This window comes from Paenibacillus sp. 01T431, from assembly GCF_056398625.1.
This window is the reverse complement of sequence record NZ_JBFTPT010000006.1, coordinates 1-14140: the sequence shown is the minus strand read 5'-3', so window position 1 is coordinate 14140 and position 14140 is coordinate 1. Positions and strand designations below refer to the sequence as shown.

Below are 14140 nucleotides of genomic sequence, written 5' to 3'. Positions count from 1 at the left end.
TCTCTTTTGATTGTCGAACGATGTCTTAATAAAAACGAAGTGCCAGCGGTGATAAGTTTTTGATTTTGTAATCGGGAATCAAAACTGAGTTGGATTATTGAAGCTGTGTTCGGCTTGACCAAGCTTGAAACTTTTACGTTTCCAACTTGTTTTGTCGGCGGGGGGTGCTCATTCGCCCTTCATCGCACTTTGGAGCTTCCTTAAATGAGGTTCATATTTATTCAAAGGCGTATTACATTTAAAGTCGAGGGAGTGGAGGATGAATATGAAATTTGCTCCACTGTCCCAACTTCCAGTACAGCTACAATTCTCTCTTGCAGATCTATCTTAAGAGGTATCGGTAGCCGTCGCTCATATATCCATTCCGGCATGGTGCGACGAACATGCCAGCCTTTAGAGTTGGCCAACATTTGAAAGTTCTGAATCAAACAACATGCTGCAGCATAATCCTCCTCTTGCTTGTGCGGGTCAGCTTCTTTCTTTGCCAATACGATAAGTAATGACTGCGAGGTATTCCCATGTGAAGGCGCGAGTTTAGCAACGGCTTCTTCGCCGGTCACATAAATAAATCGCCATGGTTCACGAAGTCCATCATTCGGTGCCCAAACAGCGATGTTTAATGTTTCCAAAATGTCTTGAGAAGATACATAACGGTCTTCATTAGTTAGATGCAGTTTTGTATCTGTTGTGAATTCTGTCCAGTTCATTTCCGCGGGTGTCCTTTTTCGGGCTTTAGGTGACCTATCAAAGTATCCAATATTTAAAATACCGGCAAACTTCTCCCCTGTCTTCAGGCCAATTTCATTAAAAAATGACGGATTGTTCAGCAATGGGTCCGTGTACCAGAGCATCCCCAAACCGTTTTCCCAACCAACCAATTGAAGGTTTTGCATGATGCTGCAGACGGCGGCATAATTGTTGTCACGCTGTCGATGATTTTCTGAAGATGCCGCAATAAAAACCAGATGAACCGGCGTATTAAGAACGGATTTGGTGAGAAATCCCGTTAATTTTGACGGGATCAATTTACCAAGCTGACTGTCTATTACTTTGGCAAACATGCTCTCTGCCAGTCGCAAACGCGATTCCATGGAGTCATAATAAATGCAACGCCAATGTTGAGGCGCTTCGGATTTCCACAAACTTGAAGCTTGTTTGAGCAATGAATTCATCAATTCGAATGGGACGGGCTCTGATTTAAACTTGCGAATGGTTCGGCGTTCTATTATCGTTTTGGCAATATTCACAGTCATACCCCCTCGATTGTACTGAGTAGATGAATCGGAACGAGTCAAATGCAACACCTTCTTTTTATTATTGTTAACGATGAAACTATAATATAAAAGCGTAATTGCTGTCAACTTCTCTTTATATTCGGTGTTTCAGGGTTGATCCCTATGAAGTAATGTGATAAAATAATTTATAAGTGAACAATAAAAAATAGGACTTAAAACAATCATATAGCGTTAGCCCGCGTATTAAACTTGCTAGGGGCAATTCGCTTTTATAAAGGGGATGTTAACATCATGTCTGAGGGGTTAAAGCGAACATTGTACGAACGTTTTCTTCACTTTGTTCATCTAACCGAGCAAATGTTTACAGCAGAGATTAGCGAGTTTACTGGCTTGGCACAGTCACATGGCATTACATCCATTCCGAACAACTTGACAAGCGTACATGTGATTGATTGCATTGGAAACAATGAACCTATTAACAATACGTCGATTGCAGAAAAAATGAATTTGTCCAAAGCCAGCATTTCAAAAATTAGTAATAAGTTACTTCAAGAGGGTTTTATCAAACGAAACCAGATGGTTGATAATAAAAAAGAGGTCTATTTTACCCTTTCACCCAAGGGCAAAAGGATTTATGAATTACATGCGACCATGCATGAATTGATGGAGGATAGGTTTATATCGGTTTTAAATGAATTATCGGAGTCTGAAATCCAGGCCTCCCTGAAATTTTTTCAAGTGATGATTGAAAAACGTGATGATATGTTTAAGGGAGAACCATTGGCATTAAAAAATAGGTAGAACTCAACACCAAATTTCGGATTGTGGACTGCATTTTGGTGTACAGCGATAAATTCTTCACCACTGGTCCAGCAAGCGACCGAATGGTTCCGCACGAAGTCCATCCGGTTAGAAGAACTTCAAATGACTACAGATCTTTTTCACTTCGACCTTATGGTGGTGTAGCGCTCTAACATCCGAATTGGTCATGACCATACACGTGGTTATGAGAAAGAGAAAACGCCGGAGACGAAGGCGGCCACGTTTGCTTAGCGCCATTTTTCCACGTCATTTACCTGAGCTGGCTTCCGTTAGGTTAAGACCGGCGTAGAGACGCAAGACGTTTTCATGCGTATAACCACTTAAGTTACCAGCTTCGCCCAGCACACCGGCTAAACTGGTCACATTTACACCGCGAATCTCAAGCAGTTTCTGCGCGTTTGGAATGCGCCCCAGAATATGATGGAGCTCATGTTCAATTTGCTCAAGCTGGTGCTGCGCCAAGTCGTATTCTTCGAGTAAATGGGCTAAATGCAGCTTGTAGGCGTAAAGTGCCTGCGTAGCGCCAACGCTGCGTTTAGCCAGCACAATGAGCTGCGCGGCTCGATGCAATCCTGCATGGTGTTTCACATATTGCTTCCAGCCGGCAATGACTTTCTCTGTCGTTAAGCTGCTAATTTCCTTCGGAAGAGGAAACAGCCTTAACGTAGCAATGGCGCTGGTGCAGGTAAGGATTTTAAAGACGTGCCGTATTTCAGGGAAGACAATATCTACCCAACGATGAATCTGATTAACAGCGCTGTTAAGTCGTTTGGTAACCGTGTCCCGGTTGGCCATGAGAATCCGGAGTTCCTCATAGGCTTCTGGGTTGAACTGGACAGGGGAATAGTAGCCATTTTTGACCATATCTGCGATGACGAGTGCGTCTTTGTGGTCGATTTTGGAAGGGGTATTGTCGCGGTTTTCCTTGTTCTTTTTGACGAGGTGGGGATTTACGAGAACAGCCTCAATTCCTTTTGATGAAAGCCAGCGAGCCAGGCTGAACCAGTAGTGGCCGGTAGGCTCCATGCCGATGATAACTTTGCTCAGCTTGAATGATTTGAGCAGATCTTGAATCCATAGGCCGAACCGCCCAAACCCTTCATCATGACTGCTAAATTCTAGCGACGAACCCAGAGCAACACCACGATAGCTGACTGCACGAGCGACATGATTCTCCTGGGCAATATCTACTCCGACAACAAGATGAAATGAGGAAATGTTTTCAATGCGTTGATTTTGTTTCCTGTGATTTAAACTTCATAGTAGAGCGACCTCCTGATGGTGAGATTAAAGGGCTGTAGACCCGTTTCCAACTCCCATATTACAGAGGCGCTCTTTTTTATGCAAAGTCCAAAATATTCGTTTTACAGGAATTCTAACGGGCAAGATAGTTTAATCATTTTCGCGATTAACTTCAATTAGTGGGTTCATAAATATGTCCGTATTTCGGCTCAAATTTGAAGGAGGAACAAATAAGCCGTAGGGCTTATTTTTTTTAATAACTTGTGGGGTTCAAACGAAGAAAACAATGTATTTTTATTGTGAAACGATAAATGAAGTGATAAAATCAAAAATGAGGTGAAATAAATGAAAAAAGAGACGCTCTTTTTAAAAATTGTTCTGGTTGTTATGGCAATTCCTGCATTAGTGATGTGTTTTTATGGAATCCCAGCGATGGCGCATAGTATGATGCCGGATTTCCCGGATATTAAAGTTTATCTTTCCGCTTTGGCTGCGTATGTGGCGTCTATTGCGTATTTATTTACGCTACTTCAGGCATTAAAGCTTCTCAGGTACATTGATACAAATACCGCTTTTTCGCAAACCTCTGTTTTAGCGCTTAAGAAAATAAAACAAGCGGCGGTTGTCGTATCACTCATGTTTGCATGTAATCTCCCGCTTTTCTACTTTGTAGCTGACGGCGCAGATGCACCAGGCGTCATGGTCATTGGGCTAATTATAACCTGTGCGCCAGTCGTAATCGCAGTATTTGCCGCAGTTCTTGAGAAACTGCTCAAAAACGCGATCGAGCTCAAAGAAGAACAGGAGTTGACCGTATGATAGTGGTTAACATTGACGTCATGCTTGCAAAGCGGAAAATGAGCGTTACTGAGCTATCCGAGAAAGTCGGCATTACAATGGCGAACCTGTCGATACTTAAAAACGGAAAAGCGAAAGCCATTCGAATCTCAACACTCGAAGCGATCTGCAAAGCACTCGCTTGCCAGCCTGGAGATATTCTCGAGTATCGGCAGGATTGAATAAAATAAAAAAACCGCCGTACATTGCGGATGTAAGTAATGATGAAGAGCTCGAAAGCTATATCAATCCTAACGACTACATAGCCTTCGCCTTTGAGGCTAACGGCAATATGACACTATACCATAAGAATAACTCATCAATAATAATGCTTTCTCATAACCATTGTTTAATCGGGTGACAAGAACATAGTAACATTGTAAGCCGCAATTTATGCGGCTTTTTTATTTTTGTTATCACTTTCTTGCCAAAATGATATGACATGAACGTGTTAACATTTCTGATGAGTGACAAGGGGAAATGGTTTAGTTTCTTATGAAGTTTATTATGAGAATGACATACCTGAGTCATAGATTTGGGATAAAAATGTACTTAGCGGCGATAGTAAAGAACACTTAAAGGATAAGATTCATTCATTACTAAAGGGAGCGTTCAAAAAGTAAATTCTTGAGATAGTTGGCAATGTTGAAGAATTAATTGAAGTAAAGAATTAAAAGTTCCATTTTGCTAACGGGAGACTTTAGTTGAATACAACAGGGAGCAGATTGCGATCGGGCAGCTGCTCTATTTTTCATTAAGCTAAAGGGCAGGTTAGTGTAGTTAATATTCCCTAAATTTCCTCATTGTGAGACTCTTTTGGGAGTATCTTTCATAGAGTTCCGGATTTCATCAAGTAGATTTGATGGGATTTTATTTATTAATATAATGAAAATGTAAACAAATGTATATGAAAGTAAGAACTTATCTATTTTTCTATGGCTAACACGTCTCATACTATTAACTGTGAGGAGGCCACTTGGTAAGGAATGGGTGCCCGGGAATGACGAGTACTCAAGTTAGCAGTACGAAAACCCGAATATATCATTTCATACGAGGAAATGAGGATGAGGAAATGCAGTCAAGCCGAAGGAATCAACAAAGATGTTCGTTATTGTTATCGTTGGTCTTATTTTTTTCTATCATATTTTCTGTTCATCCATCGATAACGTATGCAGACGGAACATTAAATGCAGAAGAAATCACGCAACAAGCACCGGATAACTCATTACCGGAAACAGTGCCTGGTTCTGAAGTAGCTTCGGATCCTGAAACTGTCCCAGATGCCAACCTCGAAGAGCCATTCGCTGTGCAGCAGCCAGGAATGGATGCTGCACCAACGGTTTTAGCTAGCGTCCGGGAGAACTATGCGTTGAAGAAGGATGTGAAAGTATCCGGCAATGAAGTTCCGGACGGACTTTTTCCTAAATTTGCCGTCGATGGAGACTCGTCTACACGCTGGTCTTCCGATAAATACGATGATCAGTGGTTTGAAGTAGATTTAGGCGAAAAGAAGGAGATCGGCCAAGTTATCATTCGTTGGCAGACGCCAGCTACATCCTACCGCGTGCTGACTTCGGTCTATGGTGATAATTGGGAGAACATTACACTTGAGAATGATGGCATTATTAATTGCCAAGGTGGAACGGAAGTCCTAAATTTTCTGTCACGAGAAGCAAGATACGTCAAGTTTGTAGGGGTTGAGCGGAAACCGGCTGATGGCATTCTGTATGGGTACTCATTCTATGAGTTCGAGGTATACAGCGAAGATCCACTAGAGAAAATCATCAAAGGGATTCACGGCATTGAACCGATCAGTCAAGGACAGACCGAGTTCCCATTCCCGGCTGTACCAGAAGGTTATCAAATCTCCATCTACGGATCGGATGCGCTGCCTGTCATTGACAAGGAAGGCGTCATTCACCCCCCATTGGTGGATAAAAAGGTTCATGTGATGCTGCAAGTACAAAGCCTGGAGGACCCAACGCAGAAAGCGATAACGCCGTCATTCGAAGTTACGGTCACAGGATTAAATCAACAGATCGAAGGGCTGAATGAGGAACCGAAAGTAATTCCGTCCCTGCAAGAATGGATTGGGAGAACAGATCAATATACATTATCGTCTGCAGCGAAGATTGTCTATAATGACCCGTCGTTAGCCAAATCAGCAGCTATCGTCCAAGAAGATATGAAAGCGATTACGGGACGGGAATTGACTGTTACCCAAGGGACACCATCCATCGGAGATCTGTACTTGTCCTTAAATCCGACGGATAAGGTCTTAGGTCAAGAAGGTTACATACTCGATATCGGTGATTATGTAGCCATTACGGCGCCGACGGTAAAGGGTGTCTTCAGCGGAACGCGTTCCGTGCTGCAAATTCTGAAGCAGGATGAAGGTCATGACCAGATTCCGAAGGGGCAGTCCCGCGACTATCCGAAATACGAGACACGCGGATTTATGATCGACGTGGCTCGCAAATTCTATACGATTGATTTCTTGCGGGATTACGTGAAGATGATGGCTTGGTATAAGATGACGGATTTGCAAATCCATTTGAATGATGATATAGGTAATCGCGGTGCGTTTCGGTTAGAAAGCGAGAGGTATCCGAATTTATCAAGTATAGATGGTTTTTATACGAAAGAAGAGTTCCGCGATTTGCAGCGGTTAGGTCAAGATTATGGTATTAATATTATACCTGAAATCGATACGCCGGGGCATTCGCGTGCTTTTACGACATTAGATCCTTCTCTGGGGAATGATTCGCATCTCGACGTCTCAAAACCCGAGACCGTGGAATTTGTCAAGAATTTGTGGAGTGAATATCTTGATGGCTGGAAAGGCGGAGACCCTACATTTCTCGGTCCTGATGTTCAAATTGGAACCGATGAATACAAAGGAAACACGGAAGATTTCAGAAAATATATGGATACCATGATCAAATTCATCAATAGCAAAGGGAAACATCCTTTGTTGTGGGGCGGATTGCAAGAGTACGCCGGTAAGACACCGATCAGCAATGAAGCGACCATGGCGATCTGGCACTTACCGTATGGCGGACCGCAGCAAGCAATCGATCTTGGTTATAACATCATTAACATCAATAATAGCTATTTATATCTCGTACCCCGACTATATGCCGATTATTTAAATACGTCACTCTTATATCAGGAATGGGAGCCTGTAAAATGGTACGGTGCGACGCTGCCTTTTGGCCATCCGCAATTAAAAGGCGGCATGTTCGCACTTTGGAACGATATTTCGTATGAAGCGGGGCTATCGATGGATGATACTCATGTCCGCTTGGTCCCTGCCATGCAGGTCCTTTCCGAGAAAATGTGGCACGGCGCGAGAAGCGATGTAGACTACGACACCTTTGTGAAGACGGCCGCGAAGATGGGCGATGCGCCGAATACCCACCTTTCCTATGATGTGAAAGTCAAAAATACGGAAGGAATCGTCCTTGATTATTCGTTCGAAAACAATTCCATCGACGCATCCGGTAATGGATACGATGCAAGAAGCAATAACGTCGATTTTGTCAAAGGAAAATATGGGCAAGGCGCCCACTTCAACGGCGGTACTAGTTATTTGGATACACCTCTCAACAGCTTAAACTTTGGTTGGACCGTCTCCATGTGGATTAACCCGGATGCGGACAATCCGGACGATACCGTATTAATGGAATCGCCTGCGGGAACGGTAAAATTAAAGCAACACGGCACCAAGGGTAAATTAGGATTCTCTAAAGAAGGATATGATAGCGCATTCAATTACAAAGTGCCGGCTGGCCAATGGACTCATCTTCTCATCACGGGGGACAGCAATGGCGTCTCGCTCTATGTGAACGGGAATGAATACGTCGAGAAGCTGGCGCAGCCAGTGCAGCGCATTCAGACGCTTGTCCTGCCTGTCGCGAAAATCGGCGGCACAACCAACGCGTTCAAAGGAACGATCGATAATCTACAAGTCTATAATCGCTTCATTCCGCTGCTCGATGTGAACAACTATGCGCTGCATCAGGTAACCGATGCCTCGGGATTAGAGGCGGCATGGGTACCTTCGAGCCAAGCCGTCGATGGAAATATGATCACGCGCTGGGCGAGTACGTACAAAGACGATTCGTGGTTCACCGTTGACTTGGACAAAACGCAAAATATTAGCAAGGTCGTCATCGGATGGGAGACGGCCGCGAAACGGTTCAAGATTCTCTATTCCACTGATAACGTAACATGGAAAAACGTGATGGCAGACGATCGAATTCTTACGGCCAGCGATAAACGAGAGACGAGTACGGTGGAATTCGCTCCGAAGCAGGCTAGATACGTGAAATTCCAAGGAATTGAACGAATGCCTGTCTATGGCGAATACTACGGATATTCCATCTATGAGTTCGAAGTGTACGGCGATGATCTAATGGTACCCTACAAAGAATTAATTGATGCAGCCGAGAAATTGATCAATTTGAACAAAGGGAACGAGGAGCTTCGCAAACAATTGATGTTCTTGTTGGATCGATACCCGTATCATTTCGAGACAGTAGTGGATACTCTGCGCGATCTGAACGCGAGGTTGAAGGATTCTATCGATAAATCGGAACCGAAACCTCCAATCGACACTGATAATCCTAGACCTGGCGTGAAGGAAGGCGAAGCGACGATCAAAGCCGGCGAAGCGGGAACGGTCAGCTTAGGCAAGCAGATTACCGTTTCTGTTCCGGTAGGCGCAGCGAAAGAAACGATGATGCTGCATCTGAAGAAAATCGACAATTCCGCTGACTTGCTGACGCAGCAGCCGAATGCAATAAGCCCGGTGTTCGAATTGTCAAAGGATGTGAAGGGCGGCTTCGATAAGCCGATTCAGATCAGCTTGACGTTTGATGTCAGTAAGCTTGGCAAAGATCAACAAGCATCTGTGTTCCAATATGATAAAGCAACAGCGCGTTGGGTGGAATTCAAAGGCACGGTAACGGATAGTACGATTCAAGCGGATACACGTAATGTCGGTATATTCGCCGTCTTTGCCGTCAATCGTAAGTCGACCGAGCCGAGTCCGGCCTTCAAAGACATCGCAGGCCACTGGGCTGCCAAGGATATTCAAGCAGCCGTGCAGCGAGGAATGACGAACGGATATCCGGATGGAACATTCAGACCGAATCAGTCCGTGACACGCGCGGAGTTCACGGTATGGCTCGCGAAGGCGATGCAGCTAAGCAACGAAAGCAGTACGAAGGCGTTCGTAGATCAAGCCTCGATCCCGATATGGGCGAGTGAGGCCGTGGCGCAAGCTGTAGAGCTCGGACTCATTCAAGGCTATGCTGATCAACGGTTCATGCCGAATCAGCCGATCAGTCGCGCAGAGATGGTGACGATGGTCGCGAGAGCATTGAAGCTGTCTATCGACGCAAGCGCAAGAACGAGCTTCGCAGATGACAAGCAAATCCCGGCATGGGCGATCGGAGCCATTGATGCAGCTGTGCAGCAAGGCTGGATTCAAGGGCGTGGCAGCAATCAATTTGCGCCGAATGCATCGACAACACGCGCCGAATCGATCACTGTCTTATTGAAAGCATTTCCAAAGGTATGAATAAAGAAGACGCTCATCATCACCAAGAGATGTTGAGCGTCATTCTCATTCAATTTGGCTAAAGTCAGAGGATGCGAAGCAACCGAATTGCCAAAGCTGATGGTAGAATCGACAGACTTATACCTTATAAAAAATAGTGGAATTAATTGACAGAGCATGTTGAGTGTGATAGCATTGCTTTAACTTAAAACGAAAAGGCTATGATGAGAAATAGTAGCTATTAGGGATCTCACAGAGAGAAGATGGCTGGTGCGAATCTTCATTGATCTAATAGTGAAGCAGTCTCGGAGCTGTGAACCGAACAGAGGAATCTTAGTAGGCTTCAACGGAGTTCCACCGTTATTCAGGAAACAATATCGGAGATATCCCGTATTGATAGAGTGCAGAGAAATCTGAAATTAGGTGGTAACACGGACATAATAGTTCGCCCTAAGTTGACAAGAAATATGTCAGCTTAGGGCTTTTTTGTTTTATATCTTCTCGTTCGAATATTTGCAAAATAATTTTCCGAGAATAATTAATAATTGAAATGGAGGTATTGAGCATGGTGAAAATGACACCAGATGAGTTAAGAAAATCATATATTGATTTTATGAAAGGAATAGGGGCTAGCCAAGTGCCCTCTTCTAGCTTGTTACCAGAAAATGATCCCTCAACGTTGTTTACAGGAAGTGGAATGCAACCTATGGTTCCATATTTATTGGGGGAAAAGCATCCGATAGGTAATGAGATTGCTAATATTCAGAAGTGTTTAAGGACAGTGGATATTGATGAAGTAGGAGATACGTCGCATCTGACATTTTTTGAAATGATAGGTCGATGGGAGTTTAAAGCAAATGAAAATAACTATAAGAAAAAGCAAATCGATGCCATTTGGAATTGGCATATTATCGAATTAGGAATTGATCCTGGCAGGCTGTATATCAGTGCTTTTATAGGAAGTGATGATTTGAATATACAGAGAGATACGGAAGCCATTCAAATCTGGTCAGAAAAATTTAAATCAGTTGGCATAGAACCTATCATTGAAGATGATCCCTATCAATATGGGGCATCTAGAGGTGGGAAAATTTTCTTATACGATGAAAAAGAAAATTGGTGGAGTCGAACCGGAAATCCATTGGATATGCCTGTTGGTGAACCGGGTGGGCCTGATAGTGAAATGTTCTATGATCTTGAACCAGGCGGTGATTCACTGGATCATCCTGCTTCTGTAAGCGAGAGGTTTTTAGAAATTGGGAACAACGTATTTATGTGTTACAAAAAAGAAGACACAGGATTTGTAAAAATGCAAAATCCCAATATTGATTATGGAGGCGGATTAGAAAGGGTTGCAACAGCCCTTAATGGTGACAAGGATATTTATAATACGGCTTTCTTCCTTAATCCCAAGAAAAAATTGATGGAGTTAAGTGGTAAACAATATACTGACGATTTAAAGTCGTTTAGAATCATACTTGATCATGTGAGAGCGGCTACTTTTCTAATTAATGATGGTGCGGAGCCAGCTAATAGTGATGCAGGGTATATAACAAGAAGGTTATTAAGAAGGGCAATTCGTGCAGGTAAAAAAATAGGTATACAAGGAAGTTTTGTGGTTGAGTTGTCTGAAGTTTATATAGATGAAGCAACAGCTTATGAAGATTTGATCGGTAATAAAAAGAAAATTATCGAAATAGTAAATAAGGAAGAAAATCTTTTCTATAGAACTTTACAGCAAGGAGAATTTGAAATACAAAAACATCTTAAGAATAAGGGTAAAGTGACAGGTGCAGATGCCTTTTATTTTTACGAAACATATGGGTTTCCCTTGGAGTTGACGGAAGAGTTTCTAACTGAAAGTGGATATAGCATGGAGGACAAGGCGTCTTATATAGAGGCGGCAAAGAAACATGCTGAAAAGAGCAGAACTGCTTCTGTTGGTAAATTTAAAGGTGGATTAGCTGAACATTCAACAGAAACAACAGCGCTGCACACGGTATCTCATTTATTACTTGCTGGTTTAAGGGAAGTTTTAGGTGATCATGTTCATCAACAAGGAAGTAATATTACTTCAGAACGATTACGGTTTGACTTCAACCATGATGAAAAACTTACGCCAGAGCAAATAGCTGAGGTGGAAAAGTATGTGAATGAAGCGATTTCATCAAAAGCAGTTACCTATATTTCAGAGCTGCCTAAAATTGAAGCGAAAGAAAGTAATGTTGAAGGGAATTTTTGGGATAAATATCCGGATATCGTTAAGGTGTATACAATCAAAGATAATGAAGGGAAAGTTTGGAGTCGAGAAGTATGTGGAGGACCTCATGTAGAAGATACAACAAACTTAGGAAAGTTCAGTATTAAAAAAGAACAATCTTCTGCTGCTGGAGTTAGAAGGATTAAAGGAGTAATTAATAAATATTTCCAGAACGCGGAACAATAGCTGATGTTTTAGGATTGCCATTTGTAACAACGTTATGAGTTGCCGGGAATCCATGATGAATGATAAATCCGGCAATCGAAGTGGTTTGACAACGATTGGCCTTTCCGTTGGCGGTACGGTACCGGAGCACATTATTCAAAGAAAAAGCAATTCGGATTATATCCGAATTGCTTTTTTACTGCAAGAAAGGGAAACTTATAAAAAAACAGAACGAAAATCGAGCTATATGGTGTATGACACTAAATGTCGGATGACAAGAATATGAGCCGATTAATTACCGCGTAAATCGCGGTTTTTTTATTTTATCGGTACATATTCTTGGCAATGTGCAAGTGTTGGTCTATTTACAACATCTTCCTCAGAAAGATTTGCTGCACGCCTCTCTCCACAAGGTCCTTGGGATTCACTCTCCCAAATCTCAACGGGTCTAAGCCCTTACATTCCTTCGTCCTATCTTACCAAGGTGTGGAGTCCGATCAACGTTAACGGAACGGGTCTATGCCCTAAAGCGTAAAAATCTCGGTACTCCGTGCTTTCTTTGTGAAATCCTGCGAACGAGCTAATCTACGTATCTGRGTTGCGAATTTAGTAGTTAAGCTGCTAGTAGCGGCTGAGCCTTATCCGCGGAGAAAGYTTGTCCTTCTCGCACCATGGCTACAAGCATTCGAGCCAATTTCCCAATCAACTTCATCATGGATTGCATTTTTGTCATTCGTTTTACTTCAACATTGTGTGCATGCACGGCTTGGAATGCACGATTGTGAGATAAGAGGTGAAACACTGAGAAGTATAAATGCTTCCGTAGTAATGAGTTTCCTCGTTTGGTTAGCTTAATGTGCCCCTTAWACTTACCAGAACTACGTTCCGCTAAGTTTAATCCAGCCTTTCGCAATAACTGATTTCCGTGAGACAGCTTACGCAAGTCCCCGCCAAATGCGAATATGGCAGCCATAGCGGGAACGGAAACACCGACGGATCGAACGAGATCAGAACAGGGGATCTCGGGCAATAGCTTTTTAATGATCTCGTCCGCTTCAGCAATGATGTGGCAGATTCGTTCAAATTCTTCGATGAGGTGCCTAAGCTCCCATTTGTCTTCATCAAGGGCAGTAGCGTCTCCAACGCTATGTCTAGCGAGTGTTTGGAGCTGGATAGCCTTGTTCCTGCCTCGCACACCGCCAGGTCTAGCCATGTAAATTCCCCAGGTTTGCACCATCTGCTCCGGAGTTAACTGCAATACGTCAGATGGGGCTGGGAAACGACGCAAAGTGGCTAATGAACGAGGACTAAAAATATCTTCAAACGCTTTGCAGTATTCTGGAAAACGGATATCCAACCAGCGGTGGATTCTGTTCTTAATCCGTCCGGATTTAACCACCCAGTGCTCTCTGTTTGTGACAATAACCCGTAAGCGGCGGAAGGCTTCTTCCTTTGGAGAGAAGGGCGTATAAAACCCGCGGCTCACTGCATCGGCAATGACCAAAGCGTCCTTTGGGTCATTCTTAGATGGAGAGTTATCTCTGTTTTCCTTATTGCGTTTGGTCGTCATTGGATTAACAAGAACAACAGAAATCCCTTGATTCATCAACCAATGAGCGAGATTGAACCAGWAGTGACCGGTACTCTCCATTCCCACAATGACGTCGTTCAAGTTGTGCATGTTCTGTAATTTACGAATACTGCTTATTAAATGCTCAAAGCCCGCATGGTCGTTCGAAAACATAATGGGGCGATTGGTGAGGACAATACCTCGAAAGTTAATAGCTTGAGCAGCATGTTTCTCCTTGGCAATGTCGATGCCAATGACAAGCGTAGAAGTGGAAACACGTTCTACACGTTGATTTTGAGCTTTAGTTAGTCTAGACTTCATAATAACGCCTCCTAAGGTGAGTTCTGAGGGCTCCAACCCAGTACATACTCATCCTAGCGGGGCGTTCGTTTTACTGCAAATTGAATCTACTAACACCTACAGGAATGTTAACGGGTAACGGG

At 43.2% G+C, this 14140-nt stretch carries 9 protein-coding genes and 1 other annotated feature; of the genes, 6 read left to right on the top strand and 3 right to left on the bottom strand.

The window, feature by feature from the left end; genetic code table 11:
- Window positions 1-221: 221 nt before the first annotated feature.
- Complete coding sequence (locus AC1DM9_RS12080) at window positions 222-1253, bottom strand: nitroreductase family protein (RefSeq protein WP_477580554.1); 1032 nt, start codon at window positions 1251-1253, stop codon at window positions 222-224.
- 273 nt (window positions 1254-1526) lie between these two features.
- Between AC1DM9_RS12080 and AC1DM9_RS12075 the strand changes: the two genes are divergently transcribed.
- Window positions 1527-2036, top strand: a complete 510-nt coding sequence (locus AC1DM9_RS12075; protein WP_477512025.1) for a MarR family transcriptional regulator — start codon at window positions 1527-1529, stop codon at window positions 2034-2036.
- A gap of 267 nt (window positions 2037-2303) precedes the next feature.
- On the opposite strand, the gene AC1DM9_RS12070 is transcribed toward AC1DM9_RS12075, so the two are convergent.
- Complete coding sequence (locus AC1DM9_RS12070) at window positions 2304-3242, bottom strand: IS110 family transposase (RefSeq protein WP_477580552.1); 939 nt, start codon at window positions 3240-3242, stop codon at window positions 2304-2306.
- 402 nt (window positions 3243-3644) lie between these two features.
- Here AC1DM9_RS12070 and AC1DM9_RS12065 point away from each other — a divergent pair, with 402 nt between their 5' ends.
- From AC1DM9_RS12065 to AC1DM9_RS12045, 5 genes are all read left to right on the top strand, one after another.
- Window positions 3645-4118, top strand: coding sequence for a DUF2975 domain-containing protein (locus tag AC1DM9_RS12065; RefSeq protein ID WP_076269355.1), 474 nt, complete (start codon window positions 3645-3647; stop codon window positions 4116-4118).
- On the top strand, window positions 4115-4318 hold the full coding sequence (locus AC1DM9_RS12060) for a helix-turn-helix domain-containing protein (protein ID WP_076269356.1): 204 nt from the start codon (window positions 4115-4117) through the stop codon (window positions 4316-4318). The genes AC1DM9_RS12065 and AC1DM9_RS12060 overlap by 4 nt, the downstream gene beginning before the upstream one ends.
- Window positions 4319-5256: 938 nt before the next feature.
- Window positions 5257-9723 carry an S-layer homology domain-containing protein gene (locus AC1DM9_RS12055; RefSeq protein ID WP_441886919.1) on the top strand — a complete coding sequence of 1489 codons (4467 nt, stop codon included), beginning with the start codon at window positions 5257-5259 and terminating at the stop codon, window positions 9721-9723.
- A gap of 191 nt (window positions 9724-9914) precedes the next feature.
- Window positions 9915-10158: a binding site (T-box leader), on the top strand.
- 109 nt (window positions 10159-10267) lie between these two features.
- The gene (locus tag AC1DM9_RS12050; protein ID WP_477580166.1) at window positions 10268-12148 is read left to right on the top strand and encodes an alanine--tRNA ligase; all 1881 of its coding nucleotides are present in this window, start codon (window positions 10268-10270) and stop codon (window positions 12146-12148) included.
- Between the two features lie 52 nt (window positions 12149-12200).
- Window positions 12201-12413 (top strand): hypothetical protein, encoded by a 213-nt coding sequence (locus AC1DM9_RS12045; RefSeq protein WP_477512027.1) that lies wholly within the window; start codon window positions 12201-12203, stop codon window positions 12411-12413.
- A gap of 327 nt (window positions 12414-12740) precedes the next feature.
- On the opposite strand, the gene AC1DM9_RS12040 is transcribed toward AC1DM9_RS12045, so the two are convergent.
- Window positions 12741-14018, bottom strand: coding sequence for an IS110 family RNA-guided transposase (locus AC1DM9_RS12040; RefSeq protein WP_477580164.1), 1278 nt, complete (start codon window positions 14016-14018; stop codon window positions 12741-12743).
- Window positions 14019-14140 lie beyond the last annotated feature (122 nt).